General features: G+C 72.6%; 27 protein-coding genes. 8 read left to right on the top strand and 19 right to left on the bottom strand.

The genetic code is table 11. The annotated features are described in order from the left end of the window. The 4 genes from AB0I79_RS46520 to AB0I79_RS46505 form a co-directional block, all read right to left on the bottom strand. Nucleotides 1-311 (bottom strand): alcohol dehydrogenase catalytic domain-containing protein (locus AB0I79_RS46520; protein WP_357887797.1); only part of this gene is annotated, 311 nt, incomplete at its 3' end. Then, on the bottom strand, nucleotides 311-1,498 hold the full coding sequence (locus AB0I79_RS46515) for a cytochrome P450 (protein ID WP_357887794.1): 1,188 nt from the start codon (nucleotides 1,496-1,498) through the stop codon (nucleotides 311-313). The genes AB0I79_RS46520 and AB0I79_RS46515, both read right to left, overlap by 1 nt. A 12-nt stretch (nucleotides 1,499-1,510) precedes the next feature. After that, nucleotides 1,511-2,446, bottom strand: a complete 936-nt coding sequence (locus AB0I79_RS46510) for a PDR/VanB family oxidoreductase (protein WP_357887791.1) — start codon at nucleotides 2,444-2,446, stop codon at nucleotides 1,511-1,513. Beyond that, complete coding sequence (locus AB0I79_RS46505; RefSeq protein ID WP_357887788.1) at nucleotides 2,443-3,765, bottom strand: MFS transporter; 1,323 nt, start codon at nucleotides 3,763-3,765, stop codon at nucleotides 2,443-2,445. Before AB0I79_RS46505 ends, AB0I79_RS46510 begins: the two co-directional genes overlap by 4 nt. Nucleotides 3,766-3,890: 125 nt before the next feature. On the opposite strand from AB0I79_RS46505, the gene AB0I79_RS46500 reads away from it, so the two are divergent. After that, nucleotides 3,891-4,688 (top strand): IclR family transcriptional regulator, encoded by a 798-nt coding sequence (locus tag AB0I79_RS46500; protein WP_357887785.1) that lies wholly within the window; start codon nucleotides 3,891-3,893, stop codon nucleotides 4,686-4,688. A 30-nt stretch (nucleotides 4,689-4,718) separates the two neighbouring features. Here AB0I79_RS46500 and AB0I79_RS46495 read toward each other — a convergent pair whose 3' ends face one another. The 12 genes from AB0I79_RS46495 to AB0I79_RS46440 form a co-directional block, all read right to left on the bottom strand. Further along, complete coding sequence (locus AB0I79_RS46495) at nucleotides 4,719-5,411, bottom strand: aspartate/glutamate racemase family protein (RefSeq protein ID WP_357887782.1); 693 nt, start codon at nucleotides 5,409-5,411, stop codon at nucleotides 4,719-4,721. A gap of 102 nt (nucleotides 5,412-5,513) precedes the next feature. Then, the gene (gene murF / locus AB0I79_RS46490) at nucleotides 5,514-6,893 is read right to left on the bottom strand and encodes a UDP-N-acetylmuramoyl-tripeptide--D-alanyl-D-alanine ligase (RefSeq protein WP_357887779.1); all 1,380 of its coding nucleotides are present in this window, start codon (nucleotides 6,891-6,893) and stop codon (nucleotides 5,514-5,516) included. Continuing rightward, entirely contained in the window at nucleotides 6,890-7,846 is a 957-nt protein-coding gene (locus tag AB0I79_RS46485) for a D-alanine--D-alanine ligase family protein (protein ID WP_357887776.1), read from the bottom strand. Before AB0I79_RS46485 ends, murF begins: the two co-directional genes overlap by 4 nt. Nucleotides 7,847-8,218: 372 nt before the next feature. Then, the gene (gene dmpG, locus AB0I79_RS46480; RefSeq protein WP_357887773.1) at nucleotides 8,219-9,226 is read right to left on the bottom strand and encodes a 4-hydroxy-2-oxovalerate aldolase; all 1,008 of its coding nucleotides are present in this window, start codon (nucleotides 9,224-9,226) and stop codon (nucleotides 8,219-8,221) included. After that, nucleotides 9,223-10,131, bottom strand: a complete 909-nt coding sequence (locus AB0I79_RS46475; protein ID WP_357887770.1) for an acetaldehyde dehydrogenase (acetylating) — start codon at nucleotides 10,129-10,131, stop codon at nucleotides 9,223-9,225. The genes dmpG and AB0I79_RS46475 overlap by 4 nt, the downstream gene beginning before the upstream one ends. Beyond that, complete coding sequence (locus AB0I79_RS46470; protein ID WP_357887767.1) at nucleotides 10,128-11,318, bottom strand: carboxylesterase family protein; 1,191 nt, start codon at nucleotides 11,316-11,318, stop codon at nucleotides 10,128-10,130. The genes AB0I79_RS46475 and AB0I79_RS46470 overlap by 4 nt, the downstream gene beginning before the upstream one ends. After that, nucleotides 11,315-12,298: an amidohydrolase family protein gene (locus tag AB0I79_RS46465; RefSeq protein WP_357887764.1), complete on the bottom strand. Its 984-nt coding sequence runs from the start codon at nucleotides 12,296-12,298 to the stop codon at nucleotides 11,315-11,317. The genes AB0I79_RS46470 and AB0I79_RS46465 overlap by 4 nt, the downstream gene beginning before the upstream one ends. Then, nucleotides 12,295-12,840: a 3-hydroxyanthranilate 3,4-dioxygenase gene (locus tag AB0I79_RS46460; protein ID WP_357887761.1), complete on the bottom strand. Its 546-nt coding sequence runs from the start codon at nucleotides 12,838-12,840 to the stop codon at nucleotides 12,295-12,297. Before AB0I79_RS46460 ends, AB0I79_RS46465 begins: the two co-directional genes overlap by 4 nt. Next, nucleotides 12,837-13,265, bottom strand: a complete 429-nt coding sequence (locus AB0I79_RS46455; protein WP_357887759.1) for a RidA family protein — start codon at nucleotides 13,263-13,265, stop codon at nucleotides 12,837-12,839. The genes AB0I79_RS46460 and AB0I79_RS46455 overlap by 4 nt, the downstream gene beginning before the upstream one ends. Further along, complete coding sequence (locus AB0I79_RS46450) at nucleotides 13,262-13,999, bottom strand: fumarylacetoacetate hydrolase family protein (RefSeq protein WP_357887756.1); 738 nt, start codon at nucleotides 13,997-13,999, stop codon at nucleotides 13,262-13,264. The genes AB0I79_RS46455 and AB0I79_RS46450 overlap by 4 nt, the downstream gene beginning before the upstream one ends. Further along, nucleotides 13,996-14,799, bottom strand: coding sequence for a fumarylacetoacetate hydrolase family protein (locus tag AB0I79_RS46445; protein WP_357887754.1), 804 nt, complete (start codon nucleotides 14,797-14,799; stop codon nucleotides 13,996-13,998). Before AB0I79_RS46445 ends, AB0I79_RS46450 begins: the two co-directional genes overlap by 4 nt. Nucleotides 14,800-14,807: 8 nt before the next feature. Further along, nucleotides 14,808-16,241, bottom strand: coding sequence for a 2-hydroxymuconic semialdehyde dehydrogenase (locus AB0I79_RS46440; RefSeq protein WP_357887751.1), 1,434 nt, complete (start codon nucleotides 16,239-16,241; stop codon nucleotides 14,808-14,810). 173 nt (nucleotides 16,242-16,414) lie between these two features. Between AB0I79_RS46440 and AB0I79_RS46435 the strand changes: the two genes are divergently transcribed. The 4 genes from AB0I79_RS46435 to AB0I79_RS46420 all read left to right on the top strand — a co-directional run bounded on the left by AB0I79_RS46435 (nucleotide 16,415) and on the right by AB0I79_RS46420 (nucleotide 20,543). Next, nucleotides 16,415-17,725, top strand: a complete 1,311-nt coding sequence (locus AB0I79_RS46435; protein ID WP_357887749.1) for an MFS transporter — start codon at nucleotides 16,415-16,417, stop codon at nucleotides 17,723-17,725. A 31-nt stretch (nucleotides 17,726-17,756) separates the two neighbouring features. Then, nucleotides 17,757-18,704 carry a LysR substrate-binding domain-containing protein gene (locus tag AB0I79_RS46430; protein ID WP_357887746.1) on the top strand — a complete coding sequence of 316 codons (948 nt, stop codon included), beginning with the start codon at nucleotides 17,757-17,759 and terminating at the stop codon, nucleotides 18,702-18,704. A gap of 220 nt (nucleotides 18,705-18,924) precedes the next feature. Further along, nucleotides 18,925-19,698, top strand: a complete 774-nt coding sequence (locus tag AB0I79_RS46425; RefSeq protein ID WP_357887743.1) for an SDR family oxidoreductase — start codon at nucleotides 18,925-18,927, stop codon at nucleotides 19,696-19,698. Between the two features lie 101 nt (nucleotides 19,699-19,799). After that, nucleotides 19,800-20,543: an SDR family oxidoreductase gene (locus AB0I79_RS46420; protein WP_357887740.1), complete on the top strand. Its 744-nt coding sequence runs from the start codon at nucleotides 19,800-19,802 to the stop codon at nucleotides 20,541-20,543. On the opposite strand, the gene AB0I79_RS46415 is transcribed toward AB0I79_RS46420, so the two are convergent. Beyond that, entirely contained in the window at nucleotides 20,530-21,567 is a 1,038-nt protein-coding gene (locus AB0I79_RS46415; protein WP_357887737.1) for a LysR family transcriptional regulator, read from the bottom strand. The two genes, AB0I79_RS46420 and AB0I79_RS46415, sit on opposite strands and share 14 nt — an antisense overlap. Nucleotides 21,568-21,838: 271 nt before the next feature. After that, nucleotides 21,839-22,411 carry a TetR/AcrR family transcriptional regulator gene (locus AB0I79_RS46410; RefSeq protein ID WP_357887734.1) on the bottom strand — a complete coding sequence of 191 codons (573 nt, stop codon included), beginning with the start codon at nucleotides 22,409-22,411 and terminating at the stop codon, nucleotides 21,839-21,841. Nucleotides 22,412-22,533: 122 nt separating this feature from the next. On the opposite strand from AB0I79_RS46410, the gene AB0I79_RS46405 reads away from it, so the two are divergent. Beyond that, entirely contained in the window at nucleotides 22,534-23,091 is a 558-nt protein-coding gene (locus tag AB0I79_RS46405; protein ID WP_357887731.1) for a hypothetical protein, read from the top strand. Between the two features lie 192 nt (nucleotides 23,092-23,283). On the opposite strand, the gene AB0I79_RS46400 is transcribed toward AB0I79_RS46405, so the two are convergent. Next, nucleotides 23,284-24,411: a serine hydrolase domain-containing protein gene (locus AB0I79_RS46400; RefSeq protein WP_357887728.1), complete on the bottom strand. Its 1,128-nt coding sequence runs from the start codon at nucleotides 24,409-24,411 to the stop codon at nucleotides 23,284-23,286. Nucleotides 24,412-24,637: 226 nt separating this feature from the next. Between AB0I79_RS46400 and AB0I79_RS46395 the strand changes: the two genes are divergently transcribed. Together AB0I79_RS46395 and AB0I79_RS46390 are read left to right on the top strand one after the other, a co-directional pair. Next, a complete protein-coding gene (locus AB0I79_RS46395) occupies nucleotides 24,638-25,363 on the top strand; it encodes a class I SAM-dependent methyltransferase (protein WP_357887725.1) in 726 nt (241 codons plus the stop codon). Beyond that, on the top strand, nucleotides 25,363-26,286 hold the full coding sequence (locus AB0I79_RS46390) for an NAD(P)/FAD-dependent oxidoreductase (RefSeq protein ID WP_357887722.1): 924 nt from the start codon (nucleotides 25,363-25,365) through the stop codon (nucleotides 26,284-26,286). The genes AB0I79_RS46395 and AB0I79_RS46390 overlap by 1 nt, the downstream gene beginning before the upstream one ends. Nucleotides 26,287-26,326 lie beyond the last annotated feature (40 nt).

The following is a 26,326-nucleotide window of genomic DNA, read 5'->3' as shown; positions in this document are numbered from 1 at the left end:
GGGCGGCCGCGCAGGCAGGCGCGGCACTGGCCGCACACCGCGCGCCAGTTGAGGATCACGAAGTCGCCGGGCTCCAGGCCGGTGACCCCGTCGCCGACGGCCTCCACGGTGCCCGCCGCCTCGTGTCCCAGCAGGAACGGGTAGTCGTCGCTGATCCCGCCCTCCCGATAGTGCAGGTCGGTGTGGCACACGCCGCAGACCCGCACGTTCACCACCGCCTCGCCGGGGCCGGGCTGCGGGACGAGAACGGTCTCGACGGATACCGGCTCGCCCTTGCCCCGGGCGATCACGGCTTGGACTTCGTAGGTCATCAGGCGCTCTTCTCCAGGTGGACGCGGACGGGCAGGGACTCCCACGCGCGCAGGGTGTTGTTGTGATGCCGCCGGGGCGTCCCGGCGAGTTCGAGGCGCTCGACCCGGCGGGCGAGCGCGGTCAGCAGGGCTTCGGCCTCCAGGCGGGCGACGTGCTGGCCGACGCACTGGTGCAGGCCCATGCCGAAGCCGACGTGGCCGGAGGGGTCGCGGGACAGGTCGAAGGCGTCCGGGTCGTGCCAGCGGCGCGGGTCGTGGTTGGCCGCGCCGAGGAACATGAGGATCTTGCGGCCTTCGGGGATGACGGAGCCGCCGATGGTGACGTCGCGGTCGGCGGTGCGGAAGAAGGTCTGCACCGGGGACTGCCAGCGCACCGCCTCGTCGAAGGCCACCCGGGCCAGGCCGGGCTGCTCGCGCAGGCGCCGCCACTGGTCGGGGTGGGTGGCGAAGGCGTACAGGGCGGCGGCCAGGCCGTGCACGGTGGTGTCGACGCCGGCGGTCAGCAGCGAGCGGACGACGAGCGGCGCCTGCTCGGGGGTGAGGTCGCCGTGATCGGCCGCCGCCCAGATCTGCGCCCCGAAGCCGCCCGGCGACAGCGCCTCGCGGCGGCACTGGGCGTTGACCCAGGCCGACAGCTCGGCCACCCGCGGCTGCCCCTTCGCCACCAGGTCGTTGACCGGGCCGAAGGCGTTGAAGGCGTGATCGCCGTACGGCAGCAGGTGCTCCCGCCCGTCGGGCGGGAGGCCGACCGCGTCGGGGAAGACCCGCAGCGGGAACGCCTGCGCGAGCGCGGGGACGGCGTCGAACTCCGGCTCTGCCAGCACCTTGTCCACCAGGTCTTCGGCCTCGGCGAACCAGCGGTCGCGGAGCCTGCGCAGCGCCCGCGGGCCGAGGATCTTGACCAGGACGGCGCGCGGCGCGTCGTGGCGGGGCGGGTCGGCCTCCAGCAGCAGGCTGGGCGGCCGCCACGGCTTCTCCTTGCGGAAGTCGCTGAGCCCCACCCCCGCACCCGAGGGGAAGGACTGCCAGTCGGTCAGCGCGGCGTGCACCTGCTCGTACCGGGCCAGGCCGTAGACGTCGTAGCGGGTCAGGTGGACGACGGGCCCGGCCGCCAGCAACGCGTGGTGCAGCGGCTCGGGATCTTCCAGCGTCTGGGGCGCGAAGGGGTCGGCGTCCAGGACGAACATGGGGTGCTCCTTCTACAGGTCGAGGACGAGGCGGTCGGAGCGGGCGCGGGAGACGCAGACGAACATGCAGTCGCCGGCCGCCCGCTCGGCGTCGTCGAGCAGCGCGTCGCGATGGTCCACCTCGCCGGCCAGCACGGTGGTCTCGCAGGTGCCGCAGAGCCCCTGGCGGCAGGAGGACAGCACGTTCACGCCTGCGTCGTTGATGGCCTGGAGCACGGACTGGCCGCGGGTCACGGTCAGCGTCCTGCCCGTGCGGCGCAGCTCCACCTCGAACGGCTCGCCACGGGCCGGCGCGCCGAGGTCCTTGGCGACGAAGCGTTCCGTGCGGAGCATCCCGGCGGGCCAGCCGGCGGCGCGCCGCTCCATGGCGTCCAGCAGGCCCGCCGGGCCGCAGCAGTACACCTTCGTGTCGGGCGGGAGCTCGGCGGGCAGGTCGAGCAGGCCGCGCTCGTCCTGCGGGACGAGCTCGACGCGGGAGCCGTAGCGGGCCAGCTCGTCGAGGAACGCCATCGAGGCGCGCGTCCGGCCGCCGTAGAGCAGCCGCCAATCAGCGCCGAGCAGCTCCGCCTGGTAGATCATGGGCAGCAGCGGGGTGATGCCGATGCCGCCCGCGATGAACAGGTACCGCTCCGACGGGGCGAGCGGGAAGTTGTTGCGCGGCCCGCCGATCGCCACCGTGTCACCTTCGGCCAGCGTGTCGTGGACGTAGGCCGAGCCGCCCCGGCCGTCCGGCTCCCGCAGCACCCCGATGCGGTAGGTGTGCGGGTCCCACCGGTCACCGCACAGCGAGTACTGGCGGGTCAGGCCGCCCGGCAGGATCAGGTCGAGGTGCGCGCCGGGCGTCCAGTCGGGCAGCCGCCGCCCGCCCGGATGTTCCAGGGTCAGGGCGACCACGCCGTCGGCGACCGGAGCCTTGGCGGCGACCCGCAGGTCCAGCCTGGAGATCATGCGTGCTCCTGGGTAGTGAGGCGGAAGGCGTGCACGGCCAGCCCGCCGGCCACGAGGACGGCCGCGACCAGCAGGAACAGCCGGCCTGGCGGCCACCCGGCGTCCAGCAGCCAGCCTGCGGCCAGCGGGGAGACGATCGCGCCGATGCGGCCGACGCCGATGCCCCAGCCGACGCCCGTCGCCCGCACCTGCGCCGGGTAGAGGGACGGGGTCAGCGCGTACAGGCCGGCGACGCAGCCGTTGACGAACAGCCCGATCAGCGCGCCCAGTGCGAGCACCAGCGCGAACTGCGAGGTGAGCGAGACGAAGCAGGCCAGCAGCACCGCGGTGGCCAGGGTGTAGCCGAGCAGCACGCGCTGCAGCGGGAGGCGGGCGGCCAGCAGGCCCAGCAGCGTGGTGCCGAAGATGCCGCCGAGGTTCAGCAGCACTCCCCCCGTGACGCCCTGGGTGGCCGACATCCCCGCTTCGACCAGCAGCTTCGGCGTCCAGCTCGTGACGAAGTAGAAGGCGAACATGACCGTGAAGAACCCGGCCCAGACCAGCAGCGTGTTGCGGCGCTGGAGCGGGGACAGGATCTGCGCCAGGCGCGGCTTCGGCCTGCTCGTGACGGGCTCCGGCTCGGGCATCGAGTCCAGCGCGGGCAGCCTCATCGCGGCCAGCGCGGTGTTGAGCCGGCCGAGCGCGCGCGGCGAGCGCTGGGTGAGCAGGAAGTCCAGCGATTCGGGCAGCCGCCACAGCACCGCGCCGATGAGCAGGGCGGTGGCGACGCCGCCGAAGGCGAACACCGACCGCCAGCCGGACGAGCTCTGCAGCGCGACCGCGACGATGCCGCCCACCGTGGCGCCGATGGCGTACCCGGTGGAGTTCAGGCTGACGGCCAGGCCGCGCCAGCGCGCGTTGGCGTACTCGGCGGCGATGACGTTGCTGCTGGCCAGGATGCCGCCGATGCCGACGCCCGTCAGCACGCGCAGCAGCCCGAGCTGCACGGCGTCCCGGGCGGCGGCCGACAGCAGCATGCCGCCCGCCGCGATCACCAGGCAGGCCAGGATCAGGGCGCGGCGGCCGATGCGGTCGGCCAGCGGCGCCAGGAACAGCGAGCCGAGGGCCATGCCGACCAGGCCCGCGCTGAGCAGCAGGCCCAGTTGCGAGCCCGACAGGGACCACTCGGCGGACACGGCGGCGGCCGTGAAGGACATGACCAGGACGTCGAAACCGTCCAGGACGTTGAGCAGGACGCACACGGCGATCGCCGACCACTGCAGGCGCGTCATGGGGGCGTCATCGATGCGGGCACGCAGCTCCGGGGGATGAACAGACATCTAACCGGCCTTTCGGGGGGTGGTTAGATGTTGATGATGAGCTGGTTACCTGCGTCTTTCCATGACGGATCCATTCAATGGACGAGTTCCTCCGTGAAGCGTCCTGACCAGCGATGATGTGACTCATGGCCAGGTCATCCAGCGGCGAGTCCGTCCTGACGCGCGCCGTGCGCATCCTCGAGGCGTTCAACCCGTCAGAGCCGGTGCTGACCGTCAGCCAGATCAGCCGCCGGGCCGCGCTGCCGCTGGCCACCACCGTCCGGCTGGTGGACGAGCTGACCCGGCACGGGCTGCTGGCCCGCGACGAGCAGCGCCGGGTACGGATCGGCAACCGGCTGTGGGAGCTGGCCCAGCGTGCCTCGCCGGTGCGCAGGCTGCGCGAGACCGCGATGCAGTTCATGGGCGACCTGCACCACGTGGTCGGGCACTCGGTGCAGCTCGGCATCCTCGACGGCGAGGAGGTGCTGTTCGTCGAACGCCTGATCGCGCCAGGCGCGGTGGTCACCGTCACCCAGATCGGCGGCCGGCTGCCGCTGCACGCCTCCTCCGGCGGCCTGGTCCTGCTCGCGCACGCTCCCGCCGAGCTGCGGGAACGGGTGCTGCGCCGGCCGTTGCAGGCGTACACGCCGCACACGATCACCGACGGCAGGACGCTGCGCGCGGCGCTCGCCGAGGTGCGGCGCAACGGGTTCGCCTTCTGTCCCGGCCATATTCACCCGGACGCCACGGGCATCTCCGTGCCCGTCCGGATGGCCGGGCACGTGGTGGCCGCCCTCGGCCTGGTGGTGCCCAACGACGAGCACGCCTGGCCGCTGGTCCGCCCGCTGCAACTCACCGGCCTGGCCCTTGAGCGGGCCCTCGAAGGGCAGCAGCCGGGGCGGCCGGCGGCGGCAGAGGCCGGCGATCCGGAGCGGGATGGCTAGCCCGCTCACCAATGCCTGCTGGCGAGGGTGTCAGTCGGCCAGCGCGAAGCCGGCCGCCGCCTCCGCGTGCAGCCGGGCGCTCGGCAGCACCGGGATGGCGGTGTCCTTCTCGCTGATCAGCAGCTCGATCTCCGTGCAGCCGAGGATGACACCTTCGGCGCCCTCGTCCGCGAGGCCGGCGACGATCCGGGCGTAGGCGTCCCTGGACGGTTCCCTGAGCACCCCGCGCACCAGCTCGTCGAAGATCACGCGGTGGACCAGTTCCCGCTGCTCACGTCGCGGGACGACCACGTCGAGGCCGTGTGCGGCCAGCCGGTCCCGGTAGAAGGGCTGCTCCATGGTGAACCGGGTGCCCAGCAGGCCGACCTTGCGCATCCCCCTGGAGCGGACCTCCGCGCCCACGGCGTCGGCGATGTGCAGCACGGGCACGCTCGTGGCCCGCGCCACGTCGTCGCTCACCCGGCTGAAGGTGTTGCTGCAGATGAGCAGGACCTCGGCGCCGAGGTCCTCCAGCTTCCTGCCCGCGCCGGTCAGCAACGTGCTCACCTCGTCCCAGCGGCCGGCGAAGATGAGGTCCTCGACGGTCGTGTAGTCGACCGACCAGATGAGACTGTTGGCGGAATGGCTGCCGCCGAGCCGTTCGCGTACCCGCTGGTTGATGATCTGGTAGTAGATCACCGTCGATTCCCAGCTCAACCCGCCGATCAGGCCGATAGCGCGCATGGAACTCCGTTTCGATGGTTGGGTGCCGGCCACGCCGGTGACGGTGCCGTCACCCGGCGCGGCCATGCCGATTCGACCGGCCCTGCGGCGAGGCGCCGGCCGTCAACCGCCGGCCAGCGCGCGGGCGCAGGCGCCGAGCCCGATCTCGCTGGAGGCCTTGACGAACACCACGTCTCCCGGTTCGACAAGCTCGGTGGCCAGCCTGACGGCTCCGGCCACGTCCCCGGCGGTGTGGACGGCCACGCCCTGCCCCGAGGATGCCGCCGCCTCCGCCATCGCGAGCGGATCCCCGGCACCGACCGCGATCAGCACGTCGAAGCGGAGGTCGGCGACGAGCCGGCCCACCTCCGCGTGCCGGGCGCGCGAGGCGTGCGCCTGCTGCCCCATCGCGCCGAGCACGGCGACGGTGCGACGGTCGCCGGCCAGGGCCTTCGCCGCTCGCAGCCCGGCCCGCATGGATTCCGGGTTGGCGTTGTAGGCGTCGTTGACGATGGTGATGCCGTCACCGCGTTCGACGATCTCCAGGCGGCCCGCGGAGCGCCGCCGCGCGGCGTTCAGCCCTCCGACGATCTCGGCGACGCCCAGGCCGAGTGCGGTGGCGACGGCGGCCGCGGCCAGGGCGTTGCTCACCTGGTGCTCGCCGATGAGGTCCAGCTCGACCGGGGCGCGGCCGGAGGGCGTCACCAGCTCGAACCCGGCTCGTGCCCGCTCGTCCATCCGCACGTCCTCGGCTCTCACCGGCACCTCCGGCGACCTGCCGTACAGCAGGATCGGGGCCTTGGTGCGGCCGGCCATGCCCATGACGTACGGATCGTCGGCATTGAGCAGCGCGAACCCGTCCGCCGGAAGCGCCTCGACCAGCTCGCCCTTGGCCTCGGCGACGTCGGCCAGCCCGCCTCCCATCCGCTCCACGTGTGCACTGCCGACGTTGAGCACCAGCCCGACGCGGGGCGGTGCGAGGCCGGTCAGGTACGTCAGGTCGCCCTTCCTGCTCGCGCCCATCTCCAGCACCAGGTATCGGGTGGCGGCGTCGGCACGCAGCACGGTGAGCGGCAGCCCGAGCTCATTGTTGAACGATTTGTCGGTGGCGACCGTCGGCCCGTGCCGTTCGAGCACCTGGGCCAGCAGATCCTTGGTCGTGGTCTTGCCCACGGAGCCGGTCAGGCCGATCACGGTCGGGCGGATGCGTCCGAGCAGGTGCCTGGCCAGCAGGCCGAGCGCGGTCTGGACGTCCTCCACCACGAGGGCGGGCACGCCGACGGGCCGCGAGGCCAGCACGGCGACGGCGCCGCCCGCGACCGCACCCGCCGCGTAGTCGTGACCGTCGACGTTGGCGCCGGCCGTCGCGGCGAACAGGCCGCCGGGCGGCACCTCGCGGGAGTCGACCGCCGCGGGCGCCGTCACCAGCGCCCGCGGGTCCGGCACGTCGTGCAGGCCGGCGCCGAGCACCTGGGCGATCTCGGCCAGCGTCATGGGGATCATGAGCCGCTCCTGGCGAGCGCCAGGTCGATGAGGCGGCGCAGCAGGTCGGGGTACGGGACACCGCTCGCCGCCCAGGCCCGCGCGTAGACGGAACGCGAGGTGAAGCCGGGCATGGTGTTGATCTCCCCCACGTACAGGCGTCCCGTGCCCTCCTCGTAGAAGAAGTCGACACGGGCCAGGCCGTAGCCGCCGATCGCCCGGAAGGCGCGCAGGGCCAGCTCCCGCACGTCGTCGGCCACCCGTTCCGGCAGCACGGCGGGGATGGTGGCGATCTCGGCGTGGCTGAGGTACTTGGCCTCGTAGTCGAGCCACTCGCCGGACACGATGAGCTCGCCCGGGACCGAAGCGTCCGGCGTGTCATGGCCGCCGAGCACGCCGCAGATGACCTCGCGCGCGGACACGCCCTGCTCGACGATGACCACCCGGTCGTAGGCCAGCGCCAGGTCCACCCCGGCGCGCAGCTCCTCGATGGAGGTGACACGTGAGATGCCGATGGAGGAGCCCATGTTGGCCGGTTTGACGTACATCGGCCAGTCGAGCGACTTCACCGGAGCCCAGTGGTCGGTGGTGTTGCGCCATTCGTGCTCGGTGAACCACACATGCGCGGTGACCGGGATGTCCTCCGCCAGGAACGCCCGCCGCATCGCGACCTTGTCCATCGCCACGGCCGAGGCCAGCACGCCGCAGCCCACGTACGGCAGGCCCAGCGCCTCCAGGTGCCCCTGGAGGACGCCGTCCTCGCCGAACGGCCCGTGCAGCACGGGGAAGACCACGTCCACCAGATCGCGGCGCAGCTCCACCGGCCACCTGCCCTGCCGGTCGATGATCACGGGGACCGGCTCGTACAGATCCCTCGGCAGGGCATCCAGCACAGCCTGCGCCGACTGCAGCGACACCTCGTGCTCGGCGGACGGCCCTCCCGCCAGCACAGCCACGCGCAAGCGTCCAGTCACGATCGATCAGCCTTCCTCGGTGGCACGGAGACGGCCCGCCCCATCGCTGGGAACGGGCGCCGGTGGACCCATCCACTGTCGGCCGGCCGTGTCCCCGGCTCGTCAGCGCCGTGTCATGGTTGTGTCACGGCCGCACCGGACCGCCGTCGGCTCCCTTCCCCGGCGATGTGCGGGCTCTGTCGCGCAGATCGCGCTGTATCGACCGCCTCATGGATCTCGAACTTGGTGGGGACCAGGTCAGGGGAGCGAGGGACCGGCGAGTTCCCAAGGCAGGGCACTGCGGGGCAGCGGAGACGTTGGGCTGCGTGGCGGCGAGGGCGTGTGGGACTCGACGACCGGAGCGCCCGTCGGGCGAGGCCTCCGGCGCCCCGCTCAGCCGTCGCGTGAGGACAGGTCGAGGGCGATGTCGACGAGCATGTCCTCCTGGCCGCCCACCATGCCCCGCCGCCCCGCCTCGACGAGCAGGGTCCGCGTGTCGAGGCCGTAGCGGGCCGCGGCGTCCTCGGCGTGCCGCAGGAAGCTGGAGTACACCCCGGCGTACCCGAGCGTGAGCGTCTCCCTGTCCACCTGCACGGGCCGGCCCTGCAGCGGCCTGATCAGGTCGTCGGCCGCGTCCATCAGCGCGAACAGGTCACAGCCGTGCTCCCATCCCATCAGGTCGGCGACCGCGACGAACGCCTCCAGCGGGCAGTTGCCCGCCCCGGCGCCCATGCCGGCCAGCGAGGCGTCCACGCGGGTGACGCCGTTCTCGACGGCGACCACCGAGTTGGCCACGCCGAGCCCGAGGTTGTGGTGGGCGTGCACGCCGATCTCCGTGTCGGGGTCGAGCGCGTCGCGGTACGCGCGGACGCGCTCGCGCATGCCGTCCATGGTGAGGCCGCCGCCGGAGTCGGTGACGTACACGCAGTGGGCGCCGTACGACTCCATGAGCTTGGCCTGCCGGGCCAGCTCCGCGGGGGGCGCCATGTGCGACATCATCAGGAAGCCGGCCACGTCCATGCCCAGTTCCCTGGCCACGCCGATGTGCTGCGCGGCGATGTCGGCCTCGGTGCAGTGGGTCGCCACGCGCACCGAGCGCACGCCGAGCGCGTGGGCGCGGCGCAGGTCGGCGACGGTGCCGATGCCGGGCAGCAGCAGCGTGGTGAGCACCGCCGACGACATGGCGGACGCCGCGGCCTCGATCCATTCGTCGTCGGTGCAGGCCCCGGGGCCGTAGTTGACGCTGCCGCCCGCGAGGCCGTCGCCGTGCGCGACCTCGACGGCGGCGACGCCTGCCCGGTCGAGCGCGGCGGCGATCTCGGCCACCTGGGCGGCCGTGTAGCGGTGCCTGATGGCGTGCATGCCGTCGCGCAACGTCACGTCCTGCACGTAGAGCCTCATCGGACGGCCATCCTCTCCGCGACACGCAGCGCCGCCGACGTCATGATGTCGAGATTGCCGGCATAGGCCGGAAGGTAGTGGGCGGCGCTCTCGACCTCGAGGAACACCGAGACGAGCACGCCCGGCTGCCCCAGGTCCGCCAGCGGGTCCCCCGCCCGGACCGGCCGGAACTGCACCTCCTGCTTGAGCCGGTATCCCGGCACGTACGCGGCGACCTGCTCGACCATCTCCTTCACCGACGCGGCGACGGCCGCCTCGTCGCACTCCCCCGCCAGGCAGTACACGGTGTCCCGCATGAACACGGGCGGCTCGGCCGGGTTGAGCACGATGATGGCCTTGCCGCGGCGCGCGCCGCCGACCTCCTCCAGGGCGCGGGCAGTGGTCTCGGTGAACTCGTCGATGTTGGCGCGGGTGCCGGGGCCCGCCGACTTCGAGGCGATCGAGGCGACGATCTCGGCGTAGTGGACGGGCGCGACCCGGGAGACGGCGGCCACGATCGGCACGGTGGCCTGCCCGCCGCACGTCACCATGTTGACGTTCGGCATGGCCAGGTGGTCGTCGAGGTTGACGGCGGGCACGACGTACGGGCCGATGGCGGCGGGGGTCAGGTCGACGACCTGCTTGCCGTACGGGCGCAGCGCGGCGTCGTTGTGCCGGTGGGCGCCGGCCGAGGTGGCGTCGAGCACCACCGCGACCTCCTCGAAGCAGGGCAGCGCGATCAGGCCCTCGACGCCGTCGCTGGTCGTCCCCACGCCGAGCCGGCGGGCCCTGGCCAGGCCGTCGGAGGCCGGGTCGATGCCCGCCATCGCGGCGACCTCCAGCGTCTTCGACGTCCTGATCGCCTTGATCATCAGGTCGGTGCCGATGTTGCCCGACCCGATGATCGCGACCTTGGCTCTGCTCATTCCTCCGCCTCCCCGCCGCGGCAGAACCGGGCGAGCTCGTTGCTCATGGACCGCGCCGTCTCCGCCACCTCGGGGCCGGCGCCTGTAAAGGGGGTGCCGTGGGTGCCGAAGTAGAGAGGCACGTCCACGAGGTGGCACGCGCCCAGCGCGATCCCGCCGTGGCTCATCGGCGAGCGGTGCCGGCAGACCAGATGCCGGGCGGGGGCGCGGTGGGCCGTGACGATCTCGTCGGCGGGGCCGCCGAAGATCGCCTGGGTGTCCAGGCCGTCCTGCCCGATGGCGGTGAACAGCCGGGTCTCCTCTGCGGTCGTCGTCACCAGGAGCGGCACCGGCGCGGCGGCGCCCGCGCGGATGGCGTCCACGGGGTGGACGGCCAGCAGGTCGCCGTCCACGACGGGCGCCACGGGCAGCAGGCCGCCGGCCGCGGCGCGGGCGCTCACGACCCCGGCCTCGGCGGCCAGCAGGTCCGCGAGCGGCACCTCGAACGGGTCCCTGCCGCCGAGCGCCGCGACGGCCGTCCCCGTCCAGGCGCGGGCCTGGCCGGGGGTGAGGAAGCCGTACGGTACGGGGCTCATGGCCGCGGCCCTGGCGAACAGGCCGGGGGCGCAGGTCATGAGGGCCAGCACGCAGGTGCCGCCCGCGGAGTGGCCGGCCAGGGTGACCCGGGCGGGGTCGCCGCCGAACGCCGCCACGTTGCCGCGTACCCAGTTCAGGGCGGCGATCTGGTCGCGCAGCGCCAGGTTGGCGGGCACGCCGTCGCCGTACCAGAGGCCGGGCAGGCCGAGCCGGTAGTTGACGGTCACCACGACGAGGCCGTGGTCGCGGGCCAGGGCGGTGCCGTCGTACATCGCCTGGGCGCCGGAGCCGAACACGAACGCGCCGCCGTGCAGGAACACCAGCACCGGCCTGCTGCCCTCGCAGGAGGGTGTCCAGACGTTGAGGTACAGGCAGTCCTCGCCGGACGTGGCGGGGTCGAGCTCCAGGCCGGGCACCCAGGCCATGCGGCCCGGCCGCTGCGGCGCGGGCGGGCCGGGCGCGACGGCGTCCCTGACGCCGTCCCACGGCCGGGCGGGCTCGGGCGGGCTCAGGCGCCGGGCGGGCGCGGCGTACCGCACACCCTTGAACGCCAGCGCCCCGCCGGCGGCGAGGCCGCGCAGCGTTCCCAGGGGTGTGCGGGCGAGCGTCATCGCGCCGGCCCGAAGAAGGCCGCGGCGTTGCCGCCGAGGATGGCCGCGCGGGCGGCGTCGTCCAGCTCGGGGCAGGCCCGTACGACCGAGCCCGGCTCCTGCTCGCCGAGCGGGAACGGGAAGTCGGTGCCCAGCATGACCCGCTCGGCGCCCATCACCTCGACCAGCAGCCGCAGGGCGCGCGGGTCGAACACGGCCGAGTCGACGTAGAACCGGTCGGTGTACGCCGACGGCGGCCGGGGCGAGTGCGCCCGTACGATGTCGCGGTTGTGCCAGGCGTTGTCGGCCCGGCCGAGCAGGTAGGCGAAGCTGCCCCCGCCGTGGCAGAAGCACAGCCGCAACGACGACGGGAGCCGCTCGAACGCGCCGGAGAGCATCAGCGACAGGATGCCCAGCTGCGTCTCGGCGGCCATGCCGACCAGCCACGGCAGCATGTGGCCGGACATGCGCTCGGCGCCCAGCATGTCCCAGGGGTGCACGAGCACCGGCATGTCCTCGTCGGCGCAGTGCGCGAGGAACGCCACGATGTCCGGGTCGTCCAGGTTGCGCGGGCCGACGTGGTTGCCGATGTGCACGCCGCGGTGCCCGGCCGCCTTGGCCTCGCTGACGGTCCTGGCGGCCAGGCCCGCGTCCTGCAGCGGCACCTGGCACAGCGGCAGCAGCCGGTCGGGGGCCTGCGCGCAGTAGGCCAGGACCCGGTCGTTGACCATGGCGCACCACTCGGCCGCGCGGGCCGCGCCGGCGGCGTAGCCGAACAGCAGCGGCGTCGAGGAGACCGCCTGCACGTCCACGCCGAGCCTGTCCATGGCGGCCACGCGGGCCCCGGCGTCCCACAGCTCCGGCGTGACAGGGCGGTAGTCGTCCTCGCCGCTCATCATCATGCCGTCGCGCAGCCAGGGCTCTCCCGCTCCGGCGAGCATCCTGGCCTCCTCGCGGGAGATCCGCGGGAAGACGTGCGCGTGGACGTCGATCACCGTCACCGGACCACCGGCCGCAGGTGGTCAGGCCAGTCCTTGCCGGGGTGCTCGGCGCCGCAGTGCGGGCAGGTGCGCTCGCCCTCGTGGAAGGCGCGGAAGACCGGCGGCAGGTCGTCCACGATCGACTCGAGCTGCACCTCGGCCCGGTGGACGAGCCGGTGGCAGTTCACGCAGTACCACTCGAAGGCGTCCAGGTCGCCCTGCGGCCGGGCGAACTCGACGACCAGGCCGATCGAGCCGGGCACCGGCCGCTGCGGCGAGTGCCGGACGTGCGGCGGCAGCAGGAAGACGTCGCCCTCCCTGATCTGGAGGTCCACGGGCGGCTTGCCCTCCTCCTCCTCCATCACCCTCAGCACCATGCCGCCCTTGAGCTGGTAGAAGAACTCCTCGATGGGGTCGTCGTGAAAGTCGGTCCGCTGGTTGGGCCCGCCCACGACGGTGACCATGAGATCGGCGTCCTTCCAGATCTGCGCGTTGCCGACCGGCGGCTTGAGCAAGTCCTGGTGCTCGTCGATCCACTTCTGGAGGTTGAAGGGGGGCATCATGGCCGGCTCCTTTGCGGTAGGTGGGCGATGCAGGAGATCTCGATGAGCAGATGCGGGTGGGGAAGCTGGTGGACGGCGACCGTGGTGCGGGCGGGGCCGCTCTCGTCGAAGAACTCGCCGTAGACCTCGTTGTAGCCGCCGAAGTCGTTCATGTTGACCAGGTACGTGGTCACGCTGACCACGTCGGCCAGACTGCCTCCGGCAGCGGCGAGCAGGTCGGCGAGGTTCTCGATGACGGCCCGGGTCTGCTCGCGGATGTCGAGGCTGGTGGTGCCCAGCTCGTCGGCGCGGGCCCCGGCGAAGGTGCCGTCGGGGCGGCGTGAGCTGGTGCCGGAGACGAACACGAACTCGCCGGCCCGCCTGACGTGCGGGAAGCGGCCACGAGGGCGGGCCTTGCCCTCGACCAGCAGAGCGTCGTCGGTCATCGGGTGGTCACCTCCACGTGGCCGAGCCCGGCGGCGGCGATGCGTACGTGCGCGCCGGCGGGCAGCGGGACGGCGGCGGTGGCCGCGCCCGCGAGCACGACCCAGCCGGGCTGGAGCTCGATGCCGGCGGCGGAGGCCAGCCGGGCGGCGGCGGTCAGGGAGCGGAGCGGGTCGCCGAGGATGGCGGCCGACGAGCCGCTCGCCACCGGGCGGCCGTCGATCTCCATGACCAGGCCGAGGTTGGCGACGTCGCGCGGGCGGCGCCAGGGGCCGTGGCCGAAGCCGCTGGCCGAGGCGTTGTCGGCGATGACGTCGGGCAGGGTGAAGCTGAAGCCCTGGTAGCGGGAGTCGAGCACCTCGTAGCCGACGGCGACGCCGCCGACGGCCGCCGCGGCGTCTGCCGGGGTGCGTACGGGCCGCTCCAGCAGGAACGCGATCTCCGGCTCGATCCGCGGGTGGATGAGGCCGGCGGTGTCGAGGTCGTTCTGGACGAGCATGGCGTCGGTGAGCAGGCCCCAGATGACGTCGTCCACGCCCATCTGGAGCATCTTGGCGCGGCTGGTGAAGCCCATCTTGACGCCGATGATCCGCTCGCCGCGGGCCAGCCGCCGCTCGATGGTGGCGCGCTGCACCTGGTAGGCGGCGGGCACGTCGAGGTCGGCCGTGTCGGTCAGGCGCGGGATGGCGCGGCCCGCCAGGGCGGCCTCGTCGAGGAGTTCGGCCAGCGCGTTCACGTGGTTCCCCCTTCCGCGGCGGCGAAGGCCGCGCGTACGTCTCCGAGCCCGTCGATGCGGGCCTCCAGCACGTCGCCCGGCCGTACCGGGACGACGGGGCCGAGCGCCCCGGTCAGCACCGTGTCGCCGGCCCGGAGCGGCTGGCCGAGGGCGGCCAGCGTGTCGGCCAGCCAGACGGCGGCGTGCAGCGGGTGGCCGAGGCAGGCCGCCCCGACGCCGGTCGAGACCTGCTCGCCGCGCCGCTCGATGACCATCCCGGCCATCCGCAGGTCCACCTCACGCAGCAGGACCGGGCGGGTGCCGAGCACGTACAGGCCGGACGAGGCGTTGTCGGCGACGGTGTCGGCCAGCGTGATGTCCCAGTCGCGGATGCGGCTGCCGACCACCTCGATGGCGGGCAGCGCGAACGCGGTCGCGGCGATCACGTCGGCGACGGTGTGCCGCTCGTGCGGCAGGTCGCGCTCCAGCACGAGGGCGACCTCGGCCTCGGCGCGCGGCTGGAGCACGGCCCCGGCGGGGATCTCCGCGCCGTCGGGCACGGCCATGTCGGCGAACAGCGCGCCGAAGTCGGGCGAGCGGACGCCGAGCTGCTCCTGCACGGCCTTGCTGGTCAGGCCGATCTTGCGGCCGGTGAGCCGGCGGCCCTCGCCGAGCCACCGCTCGGTGAGCAGGCTCTGCACGGCGTAGGCCGCCTCCAGGCCGTCGACCAGGTCGCGGACCGGCTCGCACGGCCGGCCGGACGCGTGCGCGGCGAGCAGCCGCGCGGCGGCGGCGCGATGGTCGTCTGAAACGGAAGTCACTGGGGTCCTCAAATCTTGACGCACACGTTCACGGGCTCGGAGAAGAAGTCGAGCGAGTACTCGCCGCCCTCGCGGCCGATGCCGGAGGCCTTGACGCCGCCGAAGGGGGTGCGCAGGTCGCGCAGGTTCCAGCAGTTCACCCAGACGATCCCGGCCTCGATGCGGGGCGCGACGCGGTGGGCGCGCGACAGGTCGGTGGTCCAGAGCGTGGCGGCCAGCCCGTACGGGCTGTCGTTGGCCAGGCGGACGGCCTCGTCCTCCTCGTCGAACGGCGCCACGTGGCAGATCGGCCCGAAGACCTCCTCGCGCACGGTCCGCGCGCTCTGCGGCAGCCCGGTGATGACGGTCGGCTCGACGTGGTAGCCGCCGTCGCGGGCGTCGCCGAACTCCGGGACGCCGCCCCCGGCCAGCACCGTCGCGCCCTCCTCGACCGCCAGCCGGTAGTACGACAGCACCTTGTCGCGGTGCTCGGCCGAGATCATCGGCCCGTAGTCGCGCAGTTCGGCGGCCCGTTGGGCGAGCGCACCGGCGAACGTGTCGAAGAGGGGCCGCTGGACGTAGACGCGCTCGGTGCACAGGCAGATCTGGCCCGAGTGGGTGAAGCTGGAGCGCAGCGTGCCCTCGACGGCCTCCTCCAGGTCGGCGTCGGCGAAGACGAGGGCGGCGTTCTTGCCGCCCAGCTCGAACGAGACCGGGGTGACGTGCGCGGCGGCGTTGCGCATGATGGCGCTGCCGGTGGCGGACGCGCCGGTGAAGGCGATCGCGTCCACGCCCGGGTGCGCGGTCAGGTGCTCCCCCGCCGCTCCGGCGCCGTGGCCGTGCACGAGGTTGAACGCGCCCGCCGGCAGCCCGGCCGCGTCGATCACCTCGGCCAGCAGGGTCGCGGTCGAGGGGGTCTCCTCCGACGGCTTGGCGACGACCGCGTTGCCGGCGGCGAGCGCGGGCGCGACCTTCCAGGTGAGCAGGAGCAGCGGCAGGTTCCACGGCGAGATGACGGCGACCACGCCGAGGGGGCGGCGCGCGGTGTAGTTGAGCGCCTGGCCGCTGCCGCTCCAGCCGGGGACGGTCGTCCGGTACGCGCGTTCCGGGCGGCCGTAGGCGAGATCGGCGTAGGCGCGGAAGTTGGCGACGGCGCGCGGGATGTCCACCGTCCTGGCCAGCTTGCGCGGCTTGCCGGTGTCGGCCACCTCGGCGGCGACGAACTCCTCGAACCTGGCCTCGATGCCGTCGGCGATCCGGCGCAGGAACGCGCACCGCTCCTCGGTGCTCGTCCGGCCCCAGGCGCCGTCCATCGCGGCGCGGGCGGCGCGCACCGCCTCGTCCACGGTCTCGCGCGGAGCCTCGGGTACGGCGGCGAGCTGGCGTCCGTCGACGGGAGAGCGGAGCGGGAAGGGCGTCCCCGCCGTCGTGAAGACGCCGTTGACGTAGTGCGCGGGCTTCATGGCGGCCATTCTGCTGAGCGCCTGCCATAACAGTCCAATACCTAAATCAGGGCGAGCTATCTTCGTTTCGTTATATATCCGTCCTGCTATATCTAGGGCGCATATCGGTATTCGTCCTGGCATACCACCTGCGTGCATCCTCGTCCCTACCCCCATCGGAAGGCACAGGTGTGATGGACACAGACCACCGCCAGGCCGCCCGCCGCGTCTCGCGGGCCGCCTTCATCGGCACCGCCATCGAGTGGTACGACTTCTTCCTCTACGGCACGGCCGCCGCCCTCGTTTTCAACAAGCAGTTCTTCCCGGCCATGGACCCGGTCGCCGGCTCCATCGCCTCCTTCGGCACCATGACCGTCGGGTTCCTCGCCCGGCCGCTCGGCGGCATCGTGTTCGGCCACTTCGGCGACCGGATCGGGCGGCGCAACACGCTCGTGGTGTCGCTGCTCATCATGGGGATCGGCACCACGCTGATCGGCGTGCTGCCGACGTACTCCAGCATCGGCGTGTGGGCCGCCGTCCTGCTCGTGGTGATGCGCATCGCCCAGGGCATCGGGCTCGGCGGCGAGCTGGGCGGCGCGGTGGTCCTGACGATGGAGCACGCGCCGAAGGGCCGCCGCGGCCTGTTCGGGGCGTTCCCGATGATGGGCACCCCGGCGGGCATGCTCTGCGCCAACGCCGTCTTCCTCGGCACCTCGTCCCTGCTGGGCGAGGAGAGCTTCATGGCGTGGGGCTGGCGGGTGCCGTTCCTGCTCAGCATCGTGCTCGTGGCGGTGGGCCTGTACCTGCGGCTGCGCATCGAGGAGAGCCCCGACTACGCCGACCTCGTGGAGCGCCGCAAGCCGGTGAAGCTGCCGATCGCGGTGGTGCTGCGCGACCACTGGCGCGAGGTGGTGCACACCATCGGCGTGATCATCGGCAACAGCGCCCTGGCCTACGTTTTCATGGTCTACATCCTCGGCTACGGCGAGTCCGCGGCGGGCCTGTCGCGGACGTTCCTGCTGACCTGCGTGATCGGCGGCGCCGCCGTCTGGCTGGTCACCGCGCCGATCTGGGCGCACCTCGGCGACCGGCTCGGGCTCAGGGCCGTCTTCACCTGGGGCTCGGTGGTGCTCCTCGCCGGCGCGCTGGCCATCCTGCCGGTCGTCAACACCGGCAACACCGTGCTCGTCGCGGTGTTCATGCTGGCGATGGGGGCCGTGCTGGCCATGACGCACGCCCCTCAGGGGACGCTGACCGCGAGCTTCTTCCCGGTGGCGATCCGGTACTCGGGCACGTCGGTGGCCTACCAGCTCGCGTCCCTGCTGGGCGGCGGGATCACGCCGCTGGTGGCCGCGTCGCTGTTCGCCTCGACCGGCACGTCCCTGTCGATCACGGCCTACCTGGCCGTGGTGTCGGCCATCAGCCTGGTCGCGGCCCTGGTGATCCCGCGCAACGACGCCGAACGCCTCGGCGACCGCCCACCCACGGCCGATATAGCAAAATAGTGCGCCATCGTCGCGTTCGTATACTGATTCGGTGATATCTCGTCCCCTGGACCTGCTGAGCGGCCGGCTCAAGCTCCGCCACCTCGTGCTCGTCACCGCCATCGCCGAGCAGGGCAGCGTCCTGCGCGCGGCCGAGCACCTCCACCTGGCCCAGCCCGCCGTCACGCGCGGGCTGCGGGAGGTGGAGCACCTCCTCGGCGTCGAGCTGTTCGTCCGCGGGCCGCGCGGCGTCACGCCGACGCTGTTCGGCGAGGCGTTCATCGAGCACGCCCGCGCCGTGCAGGCCGAGCTGCGCCGCGCGGGCGAGCGCATCGCCGGCCTGGCCGACGGCGACGCCGGCACCGTCACCGTGGGCACGCTGCTCACCGCCACGAACGTGCTGCTCCCCCGCTCCATCGCCGCGCTCAAGGCCGACCGGCCCGGCATCACCGTGATCGTCAGGGAGGGCACGTTCGACTCCCTGGTGCCGCGCCTGATCGACGGCGACCTCGACGTGATCCTCGGCCGGCTCAACCCGATCGAGGACCATCCCGGCCTGCGCCAGCTCCCCCTCTACGAGGAGCCGGTGCTGCTGGTGGCCCGCGAAGGGCACCCGGCCGGGGAGGCGGAGACGCTGGCCGACCTGATGGCCTACCCGTGGATCCTGCCCCTGGAGCAGACCTCGCTGCGGCAGGAGCTGGAGCAGGTCTTCCGCCGCAACGACCTGCCGCTGCCGCGCGACCGCACCGAGTGCACCTCGATCCTGACCATCCGGTCGCTGCTCCTGGAAACCGACATGATCGCCGCGCTGCCCGCGTTGTTCGTCAGGACCGACAGCCGGCTCCTCGAACTGCGCGTGCCGCTGCCGTCGGTGCGCCGCCAGGTCGGCGTGACCCTGCCCGGCGCCCGCGCTCTCACCCCCGCGGGCAAGGCCATGCTGTCCCACCTCCAGCAGCAGGCGCAGCACCTCGACGCGACGGCCGGCGGCGCCCCCGCCTGACCGTCCGCACCGCGAAACAACGGTCTTCGCGGCACGGGGGGCGCCATAGGAAGACCCTATGGCAGCCGCTGACATTTCGTCTTTGCCTCTCGCGCTTTTCCCGGCGTACCGTGAATTCGACTCGACGAGGTGCACCCCGCGATTGTTGCAACATTCGCGCCGTGTGCACGCCGGCTCATCACGCCGAGCGAATCACCACGCATACGAGAGGAATGGCGGCATGACCACGTTCGGAAACGGATCCGAGACGCGAGGGCTCAAGGGAAAGCGAGCTCTGGTCACAGGTGGTTCCCGCGGAATCGGAGCGGCCGTCGTGCGCCAGCTCCTGGACGCGGGCGCCGAGGTCCTGGCCACCGCCAGGTCGACCACGTACCCGGCGCCGGAGGGGGCCGCCTTCGTGACAGCCGACATCCGGACGCAGGCCGGCACGCAGGCGCTGGCCACGGCCGCGCAGGAGACGCTCGGCGGGGTGGACATCCTGGTCCACAACGCGGGTGGAGCGCAGGCCAACCCGGGCGGCGGCGCCATGACGATCCCCGCCGAGGACTGGCAGGACACGCTGGAGCTCAACCTCCTGGCGGCGGTGCGGCTGAACTCCCTGCTGGCGCCGGGGATGCGGGGCCGGGGATCGGGGGCGATCGTGCACATCTCCACTGCCGCGCTCCTCCCGCCGGTGCCGGCGTTCGCGCACTACCAGGCGGCGAAGGCGGGGCTGGAGAGCTACAGCCGGGCCCTGGCCACGGAGCTGGCCCCGTTCGGAGTCCGGGTCAACGCCCTGGGCCCCGGCAGGACCGCCACACCCGGCGGCGAGGAGACGCGGAAGCGGTGGGCGAGCGACAACCCGGGATCGGGCGCGACCGGCACGCCCCCGCTCGGGCGCGACGGCCGGCCTGACGACATCGCCGACGCGGTGCTGTTCCTCGTGTCCGACCGGGCGAGCTGGCTCACCGGAACCTATTTCTCCGTGGACGGCGGCGAATATCCCAGGAACTGACGCCGACGGCATTTCGCCCCCGGAAATTCGGCGGCGTTCATCGAAGCGAGAAACGGATGCGCCGCCCGGCTGTCATCTTGAACGACGAAGGAATCACCGCAATGGCAAAATACAGCGAAAAGAATGTAGTGGTCACCGGCGGCAGCAGCGGCATCGGGCTCGCGATCGCGCAGTTCCTGGCGGACGGCGGAGCCCGCGTGGTGATCACCGGCCGTTCTCGGGCCACGCTCGACGCCGCGCGGGAGCGGTTGGGCGAGAACGCGGTGGCCTTCCGCGGCGACGTGTCCTCGCTGTCCGACCTGGACGCCCTGGCAGAGCGGGTGAAGGTCGAGCTCGGCACGATCGACGCCCTGTTCGTCAACGCGGGCATCACCGCACTCACACCCTTCGAGTCGACGACAGAGGAGGCTTACGACGAGCTGTTCGCGATCAACGTCAAGGGCGCCTTCTTCACCGTGCAGAAGCTCGCCCCGCTGCTGAGCACGGGCGCGGGCGTCGTCCTCACCACCTCGGTCGCCGGCAGCGTCGGCATGCTGGACACCAGTGTCTACGCGGCCGGCAAGGCGGCGCTGCGTTCCATGGCCCGCAGCTTCTCCCGAGAGCTGCTTCCGCGCACGATCCGCGTCAACGCGATCAGCCCCGGCCCCATCGACACGGGGGTTCTGGAGCGCTCGATGGGAGAGGAGGCCGCCGCGCAGTTCAAGGCGGAGCGCGTCGCGGACAATCCCATGCGGCGTTTCGGCACCCTCGACGAGATCGCCACCGCGGCCGCGTTCCTCGCCTTCGACGCGACGTACACCGCGGGCGTCGAGCTCGCCGTGGACGGCGGGGTCACCCAGCTCTGAGCGGCCCCGCACCGTCGTCGAAGACTCGCCGGAACGAGCGATCACCGCTCACGACGAGCTGTTCGCCGGCGTTCACCGCGGCACCCTCGCCGGCGTTCACCGCGGCACCCTCGTCGTGCGGCTCACCGGCCCCTGACCGGTGGAAGGAGGCGGAGCTGTCCCAGATCTCCTGACGCAGGAGTTCGAGCAGCGCCGTCGCCGCCGGGCCCGAGTCGGACTGCACCACGGCGATGACAGGCTGGGACACGGCCGGGAACACCGGACGCGCGAGGTGCTCGTAACCGCGGGGCACCGCGGAGGCCGGGACGAGCGTCACGCCCAGGCCGTGGGCGGCCCACCGCACCGCTGTCGCCGTCTGGGACACGCGGGCGACCGTGGCCGGGGTCAGCCCGTCGTCCCGCGACGCCTCCAGCAGCACGCCGTCGAGCGCGCTGTCGCGGTCGAACCTGACCCACGGCTCCCCCTCCAGCTCGCGCAGCTCGACCCGGTCCGCGGCGAGCCGCCGGTGCCCGGCGCCCATCACCACGACGAACTCCTCCTCGCCGAGGCGGTGGGCGTTCGCGGGGCTCCGCTTGCACGCCGCCATCAGGGCGAGGCCCAGCGCGCCCCTGCGGCACAGCCGATCGAGCTCGGCGGAGCTCGACTCCTCGAAGACGGTGACCTCCAGCCGCGGGAAGCGGCGCCGCAGCACGCTCAGCGCACCCGGGAGCTGCCGGGTGCCGAAGCCCAGTTGCACCGCGACGACCAGCTCGCCCACCAGGTCGTCCGCACCGGCCCGCGCCGTTGCGCGCGCCCGCCGCGCCGCGCTCACCGCGACCTCCGCCTCTTTCAGGAACGCCCGGCCGACCGCGGTGGGCACCAGTCCGGCCGCCGTCCGGGCGAACAGCGTCACGCCCAGGTCGCGCTCCAGGGTGCGGATCTGCTGGGACATCGACGGCTGGGCGACGTGCAACAACTCCGCCGCCGCCGTCACCGAGCCCTCCGCCGCGACCGCCAGGGCGTACTCGAACTGGCGAAGGCTCATCGGCTCCCGCCCCCTCCTGGGGTGGAGCGCGGTCCACCCCCGTCGTCACCGCGTCCCGAACCGCTCACGTCGGCCGGGTTCCGCGACCGGAGGTGAACGTCCTTCAGCTCACCCGGCACCCTCGCCTCAACACACTCTCGTCCCGAACCCTTCCCGGCGGTGGCACCGGCCGGTGGCCGTTGCGCGGGTCGCCCGTCACCGGCAGGGGCACAGCCACCTGGCGCCGCGTGCGATCCCGCCGTGTCGAGCGGCACGACCGAAGGCGGCGGGCTCAGCTCCGGGTCGCGCGGCCGGTGCCGACGACGGCCTGGCTGCTGCGCAGGAACGAGGCGGCGACGGTCGACGGCTGGTCGAGGTATCCGGCGACCATGGCGCCATCGCGGATCAGCATCAGGTCGTCGGCGACCTCCGCGGGATCCGTGAGGCCGAGCGGGGCGATGAGCTGTTCGAACGTCGTCCTGTTCCAGCGGCGATGCGCGTCGACGGCCTTGCGGACGGGGCTGTCCGGGTCGGGGTATTCGGCGGCGGCGTTGATGAAGGGACAGCCGCGGAACCCGGGCGCGCAGGCGATGAGCCCGATCGCCTCGGAGATGACCCGCAGGGTGGCATCGACATCGCCGTCACCCTGCTTGATGGCCCCGCCGATGCCGTCCCGTTCCAGCGCCGCGCGGCGTTCGAGGTAGGCGACGACGAGGTCGTCCTTGCTCTTGAAGTGCCGGTAGAACGTCACCTTCGTGGTGCCCGCGAGGTCGATGACCTTGTCGACGCTCACCGCGCGCAGCCCGTGCGCGTAGAACAGCTCGCTCGCCGCCTCCAGGAGGCGTTCACGCATGGGGCTGCTCATGAACGAGATCATACGCGCCCCTTCACCTCCCCCCTTGCGCCGGACCTCACCGCCGGGCTACCGTCACGGCGGTAGAGTTACTAGTCATTCTACCTCCGCCCCTCCGTCGAGAAGAGAAGGCCATGACCACCGTCACCGGCACGAACGCCAGCCGCACTGCCGCGGCGTTGCGGAACCTCTACGTGGTGCGATTCGGATTCGCGCTCGTCTGGGCGGCCCTGCTGTTCCTGGCCGGGCCGGTTCCCGGTCCGGCGAGCGTGGCACTGCTCGTGATCTACCCGCTGTTCGACGTCGCCGCGGCCATCACCGATCTGCGCGTCTCGAGGACCGCGCGCCCCGCCGCGGCCCTGTACGTCAACCTGGCCCTCAGCCTGCTCACCGCCATCGGCCTGGCCACCACAGCGGCCTCGGGCGCGTCCGCGGTGCTGCGCGTCTGGGGCGCCTGGGCGATCACCGCCGGAATCGCGCAGCTCGTGGTGGCCGTCAGCCGCCGCAGGCTCGGCGGCCAATGGGCGATGATCCTCAGCGGGGCGATCTCCGCGATCGCCGGAACGGCGTTCATCCTCCAGGCCGGCACGCCGGCCGCATCGCTGACCAGCCTCGCCGGGTACGCGACCATCGGCGGCGTCTTCTTCCTCGTCTCCGCCCTGCGCCTGCACCGCACCGCGAAGAGCAGCTGAAATCCCGGCCCCGGAACCAGCCCGGCGCCCCTCACGGGGGCCGGCGCGACGCACCGGCCGCATTCGTGCCGCTCGGTGCCCGGCCGCATTCGTGCCGCATGGGCTCCAGGTCGGCCGACGTGCTCCGCAAGCGGCCGGATCAGCCGGTGTCGCGACTGTGGCGGATTCACCGGCGACGAGGTCAGGCCCGCGTCAGTTCTGGGGGCAGAGGACCGCCTCGGCCGCCTTCTTCACCAGCGGATCGACGGCAGGATCGTTGTTCCTCGTGCCCAGCGTGACGGAGACGATGAACTGCAGGCTGCCGTCCTGGTTGTTGTAGGTCAGGGCGCTGAAGCCCGGCGAGCCGCCCTTCATCGGCGCGTACTCGCCGCACACGCGAGGATCGGGCCTCGGCTCCGACGGCTGCCCGGGGGCGGGACGCCCGGCGTTCAGCGCGTCCTTCTCCGCCTTCGTCAGCAGGTCGGTCGCCAGCGCTCGGTGGAAGGCGCTCAGGTCGTCCGTGGTGGAGATCACGCCTCCGGCGGCGTAGCCGTAGCTCATGTTGAGGCGATCGACGTCGCGCAGCCGGCCGTTCTCGTCCGGGAAGTAGCCGTGACCGTGCGGGCCCCTGATCGAGTCGGGGAACGTGACCGGCAGGTAGGTGTCGTCCATGTCGAGCCGGTCGAAGATGCGTTCCTCGAACTCGGCGGCCACGGAGTGGCGTTCGGAGAGCCTCTCGATGATCAGTCCGAGCAGGAAGTAGTTGGTGTTGGAGTAGGAGTACCCCTCGCCGGGGGCGAAGGGGCGGCTGAGGTCCTTGGTCTTCGCGATCAGCTCGATCGGCGGGTGGTAGGTGTCGAAGTCGAAGTAGTCCACGAGGTCCGGGGTGTACCAGTTGGGGATCCCGGAGGTGTGGTGGACGAGCTGCTCGACGGTGATCTGGTCGGCGAGCCGCACCAGGCCCTTCTCCGCGACCTCGGGCAGCAGGTCGCCGAGCTTGTCGTCCAGGCTGAGCCTGCCCTCGGTGACCAGCTTCATGATGACGACCTGGGTCATGGACTTGGTCTGCGAGCCGATCCGGAAGCGGGCGCCGGGCGGGATCCTGCCGCCCCCGTTCAGCAGTTTCGTGCCCGCGGAGCCCTTGTCGACCTTCTTGCCGCCGACGTATGCCGCGCCGATCGCGCCGACCACCTCGGGGTGCCTGGCCAGCTCGGTGAGCGCCTTCTGCACGTCCCCCAGGTCGGGGCGGCTCGCGGTGGTCGCGGTGGCGGCGGGCATGACGCTCAGGGCCAGCATCGCGCAGGCCAGGCCGGCCAGCCCGGCTCCGGTCGCTCGATTCATGACTGCTCCTTCCCTCGAACGGTGTGTCACTGCTCGGGGCAGCGTCACGAGCTGGCCCCCTGTCTAGTCGTGCCGCTGTTTCTCGACCGTTTCCACACCGCGGCCACGACGCCACGCCTGCCGAGGTGACGGTTCATCACGTCGGCGGCACGCTCTTGACGATCGTTCCCTTTGGTCCCTAGTCTCCAGAAATGGTAATGGTTATCACTTCAACAAGAGGGTGAGAGTGGCCGACGAATACGAACGATCCGCAGAGTTCGTCGATGTGATGCTCGCGCCGCACTGGGCGGCGCTCGGTCCGCCCCTCGCCGAGGCGTTGCAGGGGGTCACCGGTCCGATCGTGGACGTGGGCGCCGGCGGAGGGCACGGCACCCGGGTGATCGCGAAGGCGGTCGCCGAGGCGGAGATCGTGGCCGTCGAGCCGTCGATGCCGTTGCGGTCCATCCTGCTGGCCCGGGTGAACGAGTCCGCGGAGCTGCGGGATCGGGTGACGGTGCTGCCCGAGCCCTTCTCCGAAGCGGTCCTGCCGCCCCGGCTGAGCGCCGTCGTGGCGATGAACGTCATCGGCCACTTCGACGCGGCCGGACGGCAGGCGCTCTGGACAGTGCTCGCCGATCGGCTGGTCCCCGGCGGCCGGGCCGTGCTCAACCTGGAGCCGCCCGCCGAGCCGATGGCGGTGCCGGAGTCCAGGTTCGCCGACATGCGGATCGGGCGGCGCAGGTACGAAGGGTGGGGCCGTGCCGAGCCCGCCGGCCCGGACCGGATCACCTGGCACATGACCTACCGCACCTACCAGGACGACCGGCTCACCGGCGTGCTGGAGGCGCGTTACGACTGGTGGGTACTGGACGAGCGGCGGCTGAAGGAGGAGCTCGGCAGGCACGGCCTGGTGCATCGCCGCACCGGCCCGGACGAGCTCGGCATGTACGTCATCGACAGAGGAGGCGCGTGATGTACGAGGTGGTCGTGGTCGGCGGCGGGCCCGCCGGGCTCAGCGCGGCGCTGGTGCTGGGACGGCAGCGCCGCCGGGTCCTGCTGGTGGACGCCGGCAGGCCGCGCAACGCGCCGGCGGCGGAGATGCACATGTTCCTCGGCCGGGACGGCGGCGCCCCCGCGAAGTTGCTGGCCGATGGCCGTGCGGAGGTGAGCGCCTATCCGACGGCCGAGCTGAGGCAGGGGCGCGTGAGCTCGGCGGAGGGCGAGTCCGGCAGGTTCACGCTGACCCTGGAGGACGGCGAGCGGGTGGAGGCGTCCCGGCTGGTGCTGGCGAGCGGGCTGACCGACGAACCCGTCGCGGTTCCCGGGCTGGCGGAGCGGTGGGGCAAGAGCGTGTTCCACTGTCCCTTCTGCCATGGCTACGAGACGAACGGGAAGGTGCTCGCCGTCATCGGCAACGGCTTCGAGGCGATGCTGGCCGCCTACGTCGCCGACCGGTACAGCGACGACGTGGTGCTGTGCACGAACGGCCCGAGCACCCTGCCCGAGCCGGTGGCCGCGGCCGTCAAGGCGCGTGGCGTCCAGGTGGTCGAGACCCCGCTGGCGGCCATCGGGGGCGAGCTGGACGCGCTGACCTTGACCTTCGCGGACGGGACGGCGCTGGCGCGCGAGGCCGTCTACCATCGCGCGCCCACCCGGCCCAACACCGACCTGGCGGTCCAGCTCGGTTGCACGCTGCTGCCCGACGGCTGCGTGGAGGTGGACGAGTACGGCAGGACCAGCGTGCCGGGCGTCTACGCAGCCGGGGACGCGGCCCACCTGAAGGCGGTGCCGGACCCGGTGACGCTGGTGGGGCCGAGCGCGGCCGACGGGGTGCGGGCGGCGGTCTGGCTGGAGCAGGAGCTGTTCCGTGCCGGCTTGCCGGTGGCGTTGGGCTGACCCCCGCGGACCGGTACGGCGGGCCCGCGCGCCCGCCGTA

Origin of the sequence: Nonomuraea sp. NPDC050202, assembly GCF_040656115.1 — a bacterium.
Taxonomy (GTDB): Bacteria; Actinomycetota; Actinomycetes; order Streptosporangiales; family Streptosporangiaceae; genus Nonomuraea.
Note: the sequence above shows the minus strand (reverse complement) of the source record. Positions and strands in the feature narration are given on the sequence as shown.

Coding starts and splice junctions, on each gene's coding strand:
- AB0I79_RS46500 (WP_357887785.1), top strand. CDS start 3,891: ATGGCCAGGTCATCCAGCGGCGAGTCCGTCCTGACGCGCGCCGTGCGC.
- AB0I79_RS46460 (WP_357887761.1), bottom strand. CDS start 12,840: ATGATGCCCCCCTTCAACCTCCAGAAGTGGATCGACGAGCACCAGGAC.
- murF (WP_357887779.1), bottom strand. CDS start 6,893: ATGATCCCCATGACGCTGGCCGAGATCGCCCAGGTGCTCGGCGCCGGC.
- AB0I79_RS46470 (WP_357887767.1), bottom strand. CDS start 11,318: ATGACGCTCGCCCGCACACCCCTGGGAACGCTGCGCGGCCTCGCCGCC.
- AB0I79_RS46435 (WP_357887749.1), top strand. CDS start 16,415: ATGGACACAGACCACCGCCAGGCCGCCCGCCGCGTCTCGCGGGCCGCC.
- AB0I79_RS46405 (WP_357887731.1), top strand. CDS start 22,534: ATGACCACCGTCACCGGCACGAACGCCAGCCGCACTGCCGCGGCGTTG.
- AB0I79_RS46400 (WP_357887728.1), bottom strand. CDS start 24,411: ATGAATCGAGCGACCGGAGCCGGGCTGGCCGGCCTGGCCTGCGCGATG.
- AB0I79_RS46505 (WP_357887788.1), bottom strand. CDS start 3,765: ATGTCTGTTCATCCCCCGGAGCTGCGTGCCCGCATCGATGACGCCCCC.
- AB0I79_RS46515 (WP_357887794.1), bottom strand. CDS start 1,498: ATGTTCGTCCTGGACGCCGACCCCTTCGCGCCCCAGACGCTGGAAGAT.
- AB0I79_RS46475 (WP_357887770.1), bottom strand. CDS start 10,131: ATGAGCAGAGCCAAGGTCGCGATCATCGGGTCGGGCAACATCGGCACC.
- AB0I79_RS46410 (WP_357887734.1), bottom strand. CDS start 22,411: ATGAGCAGCCCCATGCGTGAACGCCTCCTGGAGGCGGCGAGCGAGCTG.
- AB0I79_RS46425 (WP_357887743.1), top strand. CDS start 18,925: ATGACCACGTTCGGAAACGGATCCGAGACGCGAGGGCTCAAGGGAAAG.
- dmpG (WP_357887773.1), bottom strand. CDS start 9,226: ATGAGGCTCTACGTGCAGGACGTGACGTTGCGCGACGGCATGCACGCC.
- AB0I79_RS46495 (WP_357887782.1), bottom strand. CDS start 5,411: ATGCGCGCTATCGGCCTGATCGGCGGGTTGAGCTGGGAATCGACGGTG.
- AB0I79_RS46455 (WP_357887759.1), bottom strand. CDS start 13,265: ATGACCGACGACGCTCTGCTGGTCGAGGGCAAGGCCCGCCCTCGTGGC.
- AB0I79_RS46510 (WP_357887791.1), bottom strand. CDS start 2,446: ATGATCTCCAGGCTGGACCTGCGGGTCGCCGCCAAGGCTCCGGTCGCC.
- AB0I79_RS46440 (WP_357887751.1), bottom strand. CDS start 16,241: ATGAAGCCCGCGCACTACGTCAACGGCGTCTTCACGACGGCGGGGACG.
- AB0I79_RS46415 (WP_357887737.1), bottom strand. CDS start 21,567: ATGAGCCTTCGCCAGTTCGAGTACGCCCTGGCGGTCGCGGCGGAGGGC.
- AB0I79_RS46390 (WP_357887722.1), top strand. CDS start 25,363: ATGTACGAGGTGGTCGTGGTCGGCGGCGGGCCCGCCGGGCTCAGCGCG.
- AB0I79_RS46420 (WP_357887740.1), top strand. CDS start 19,800: ATGGCAAAATACAGCGAAAAGAATGTAGTGGTCACCGGCGGCAGCAGC.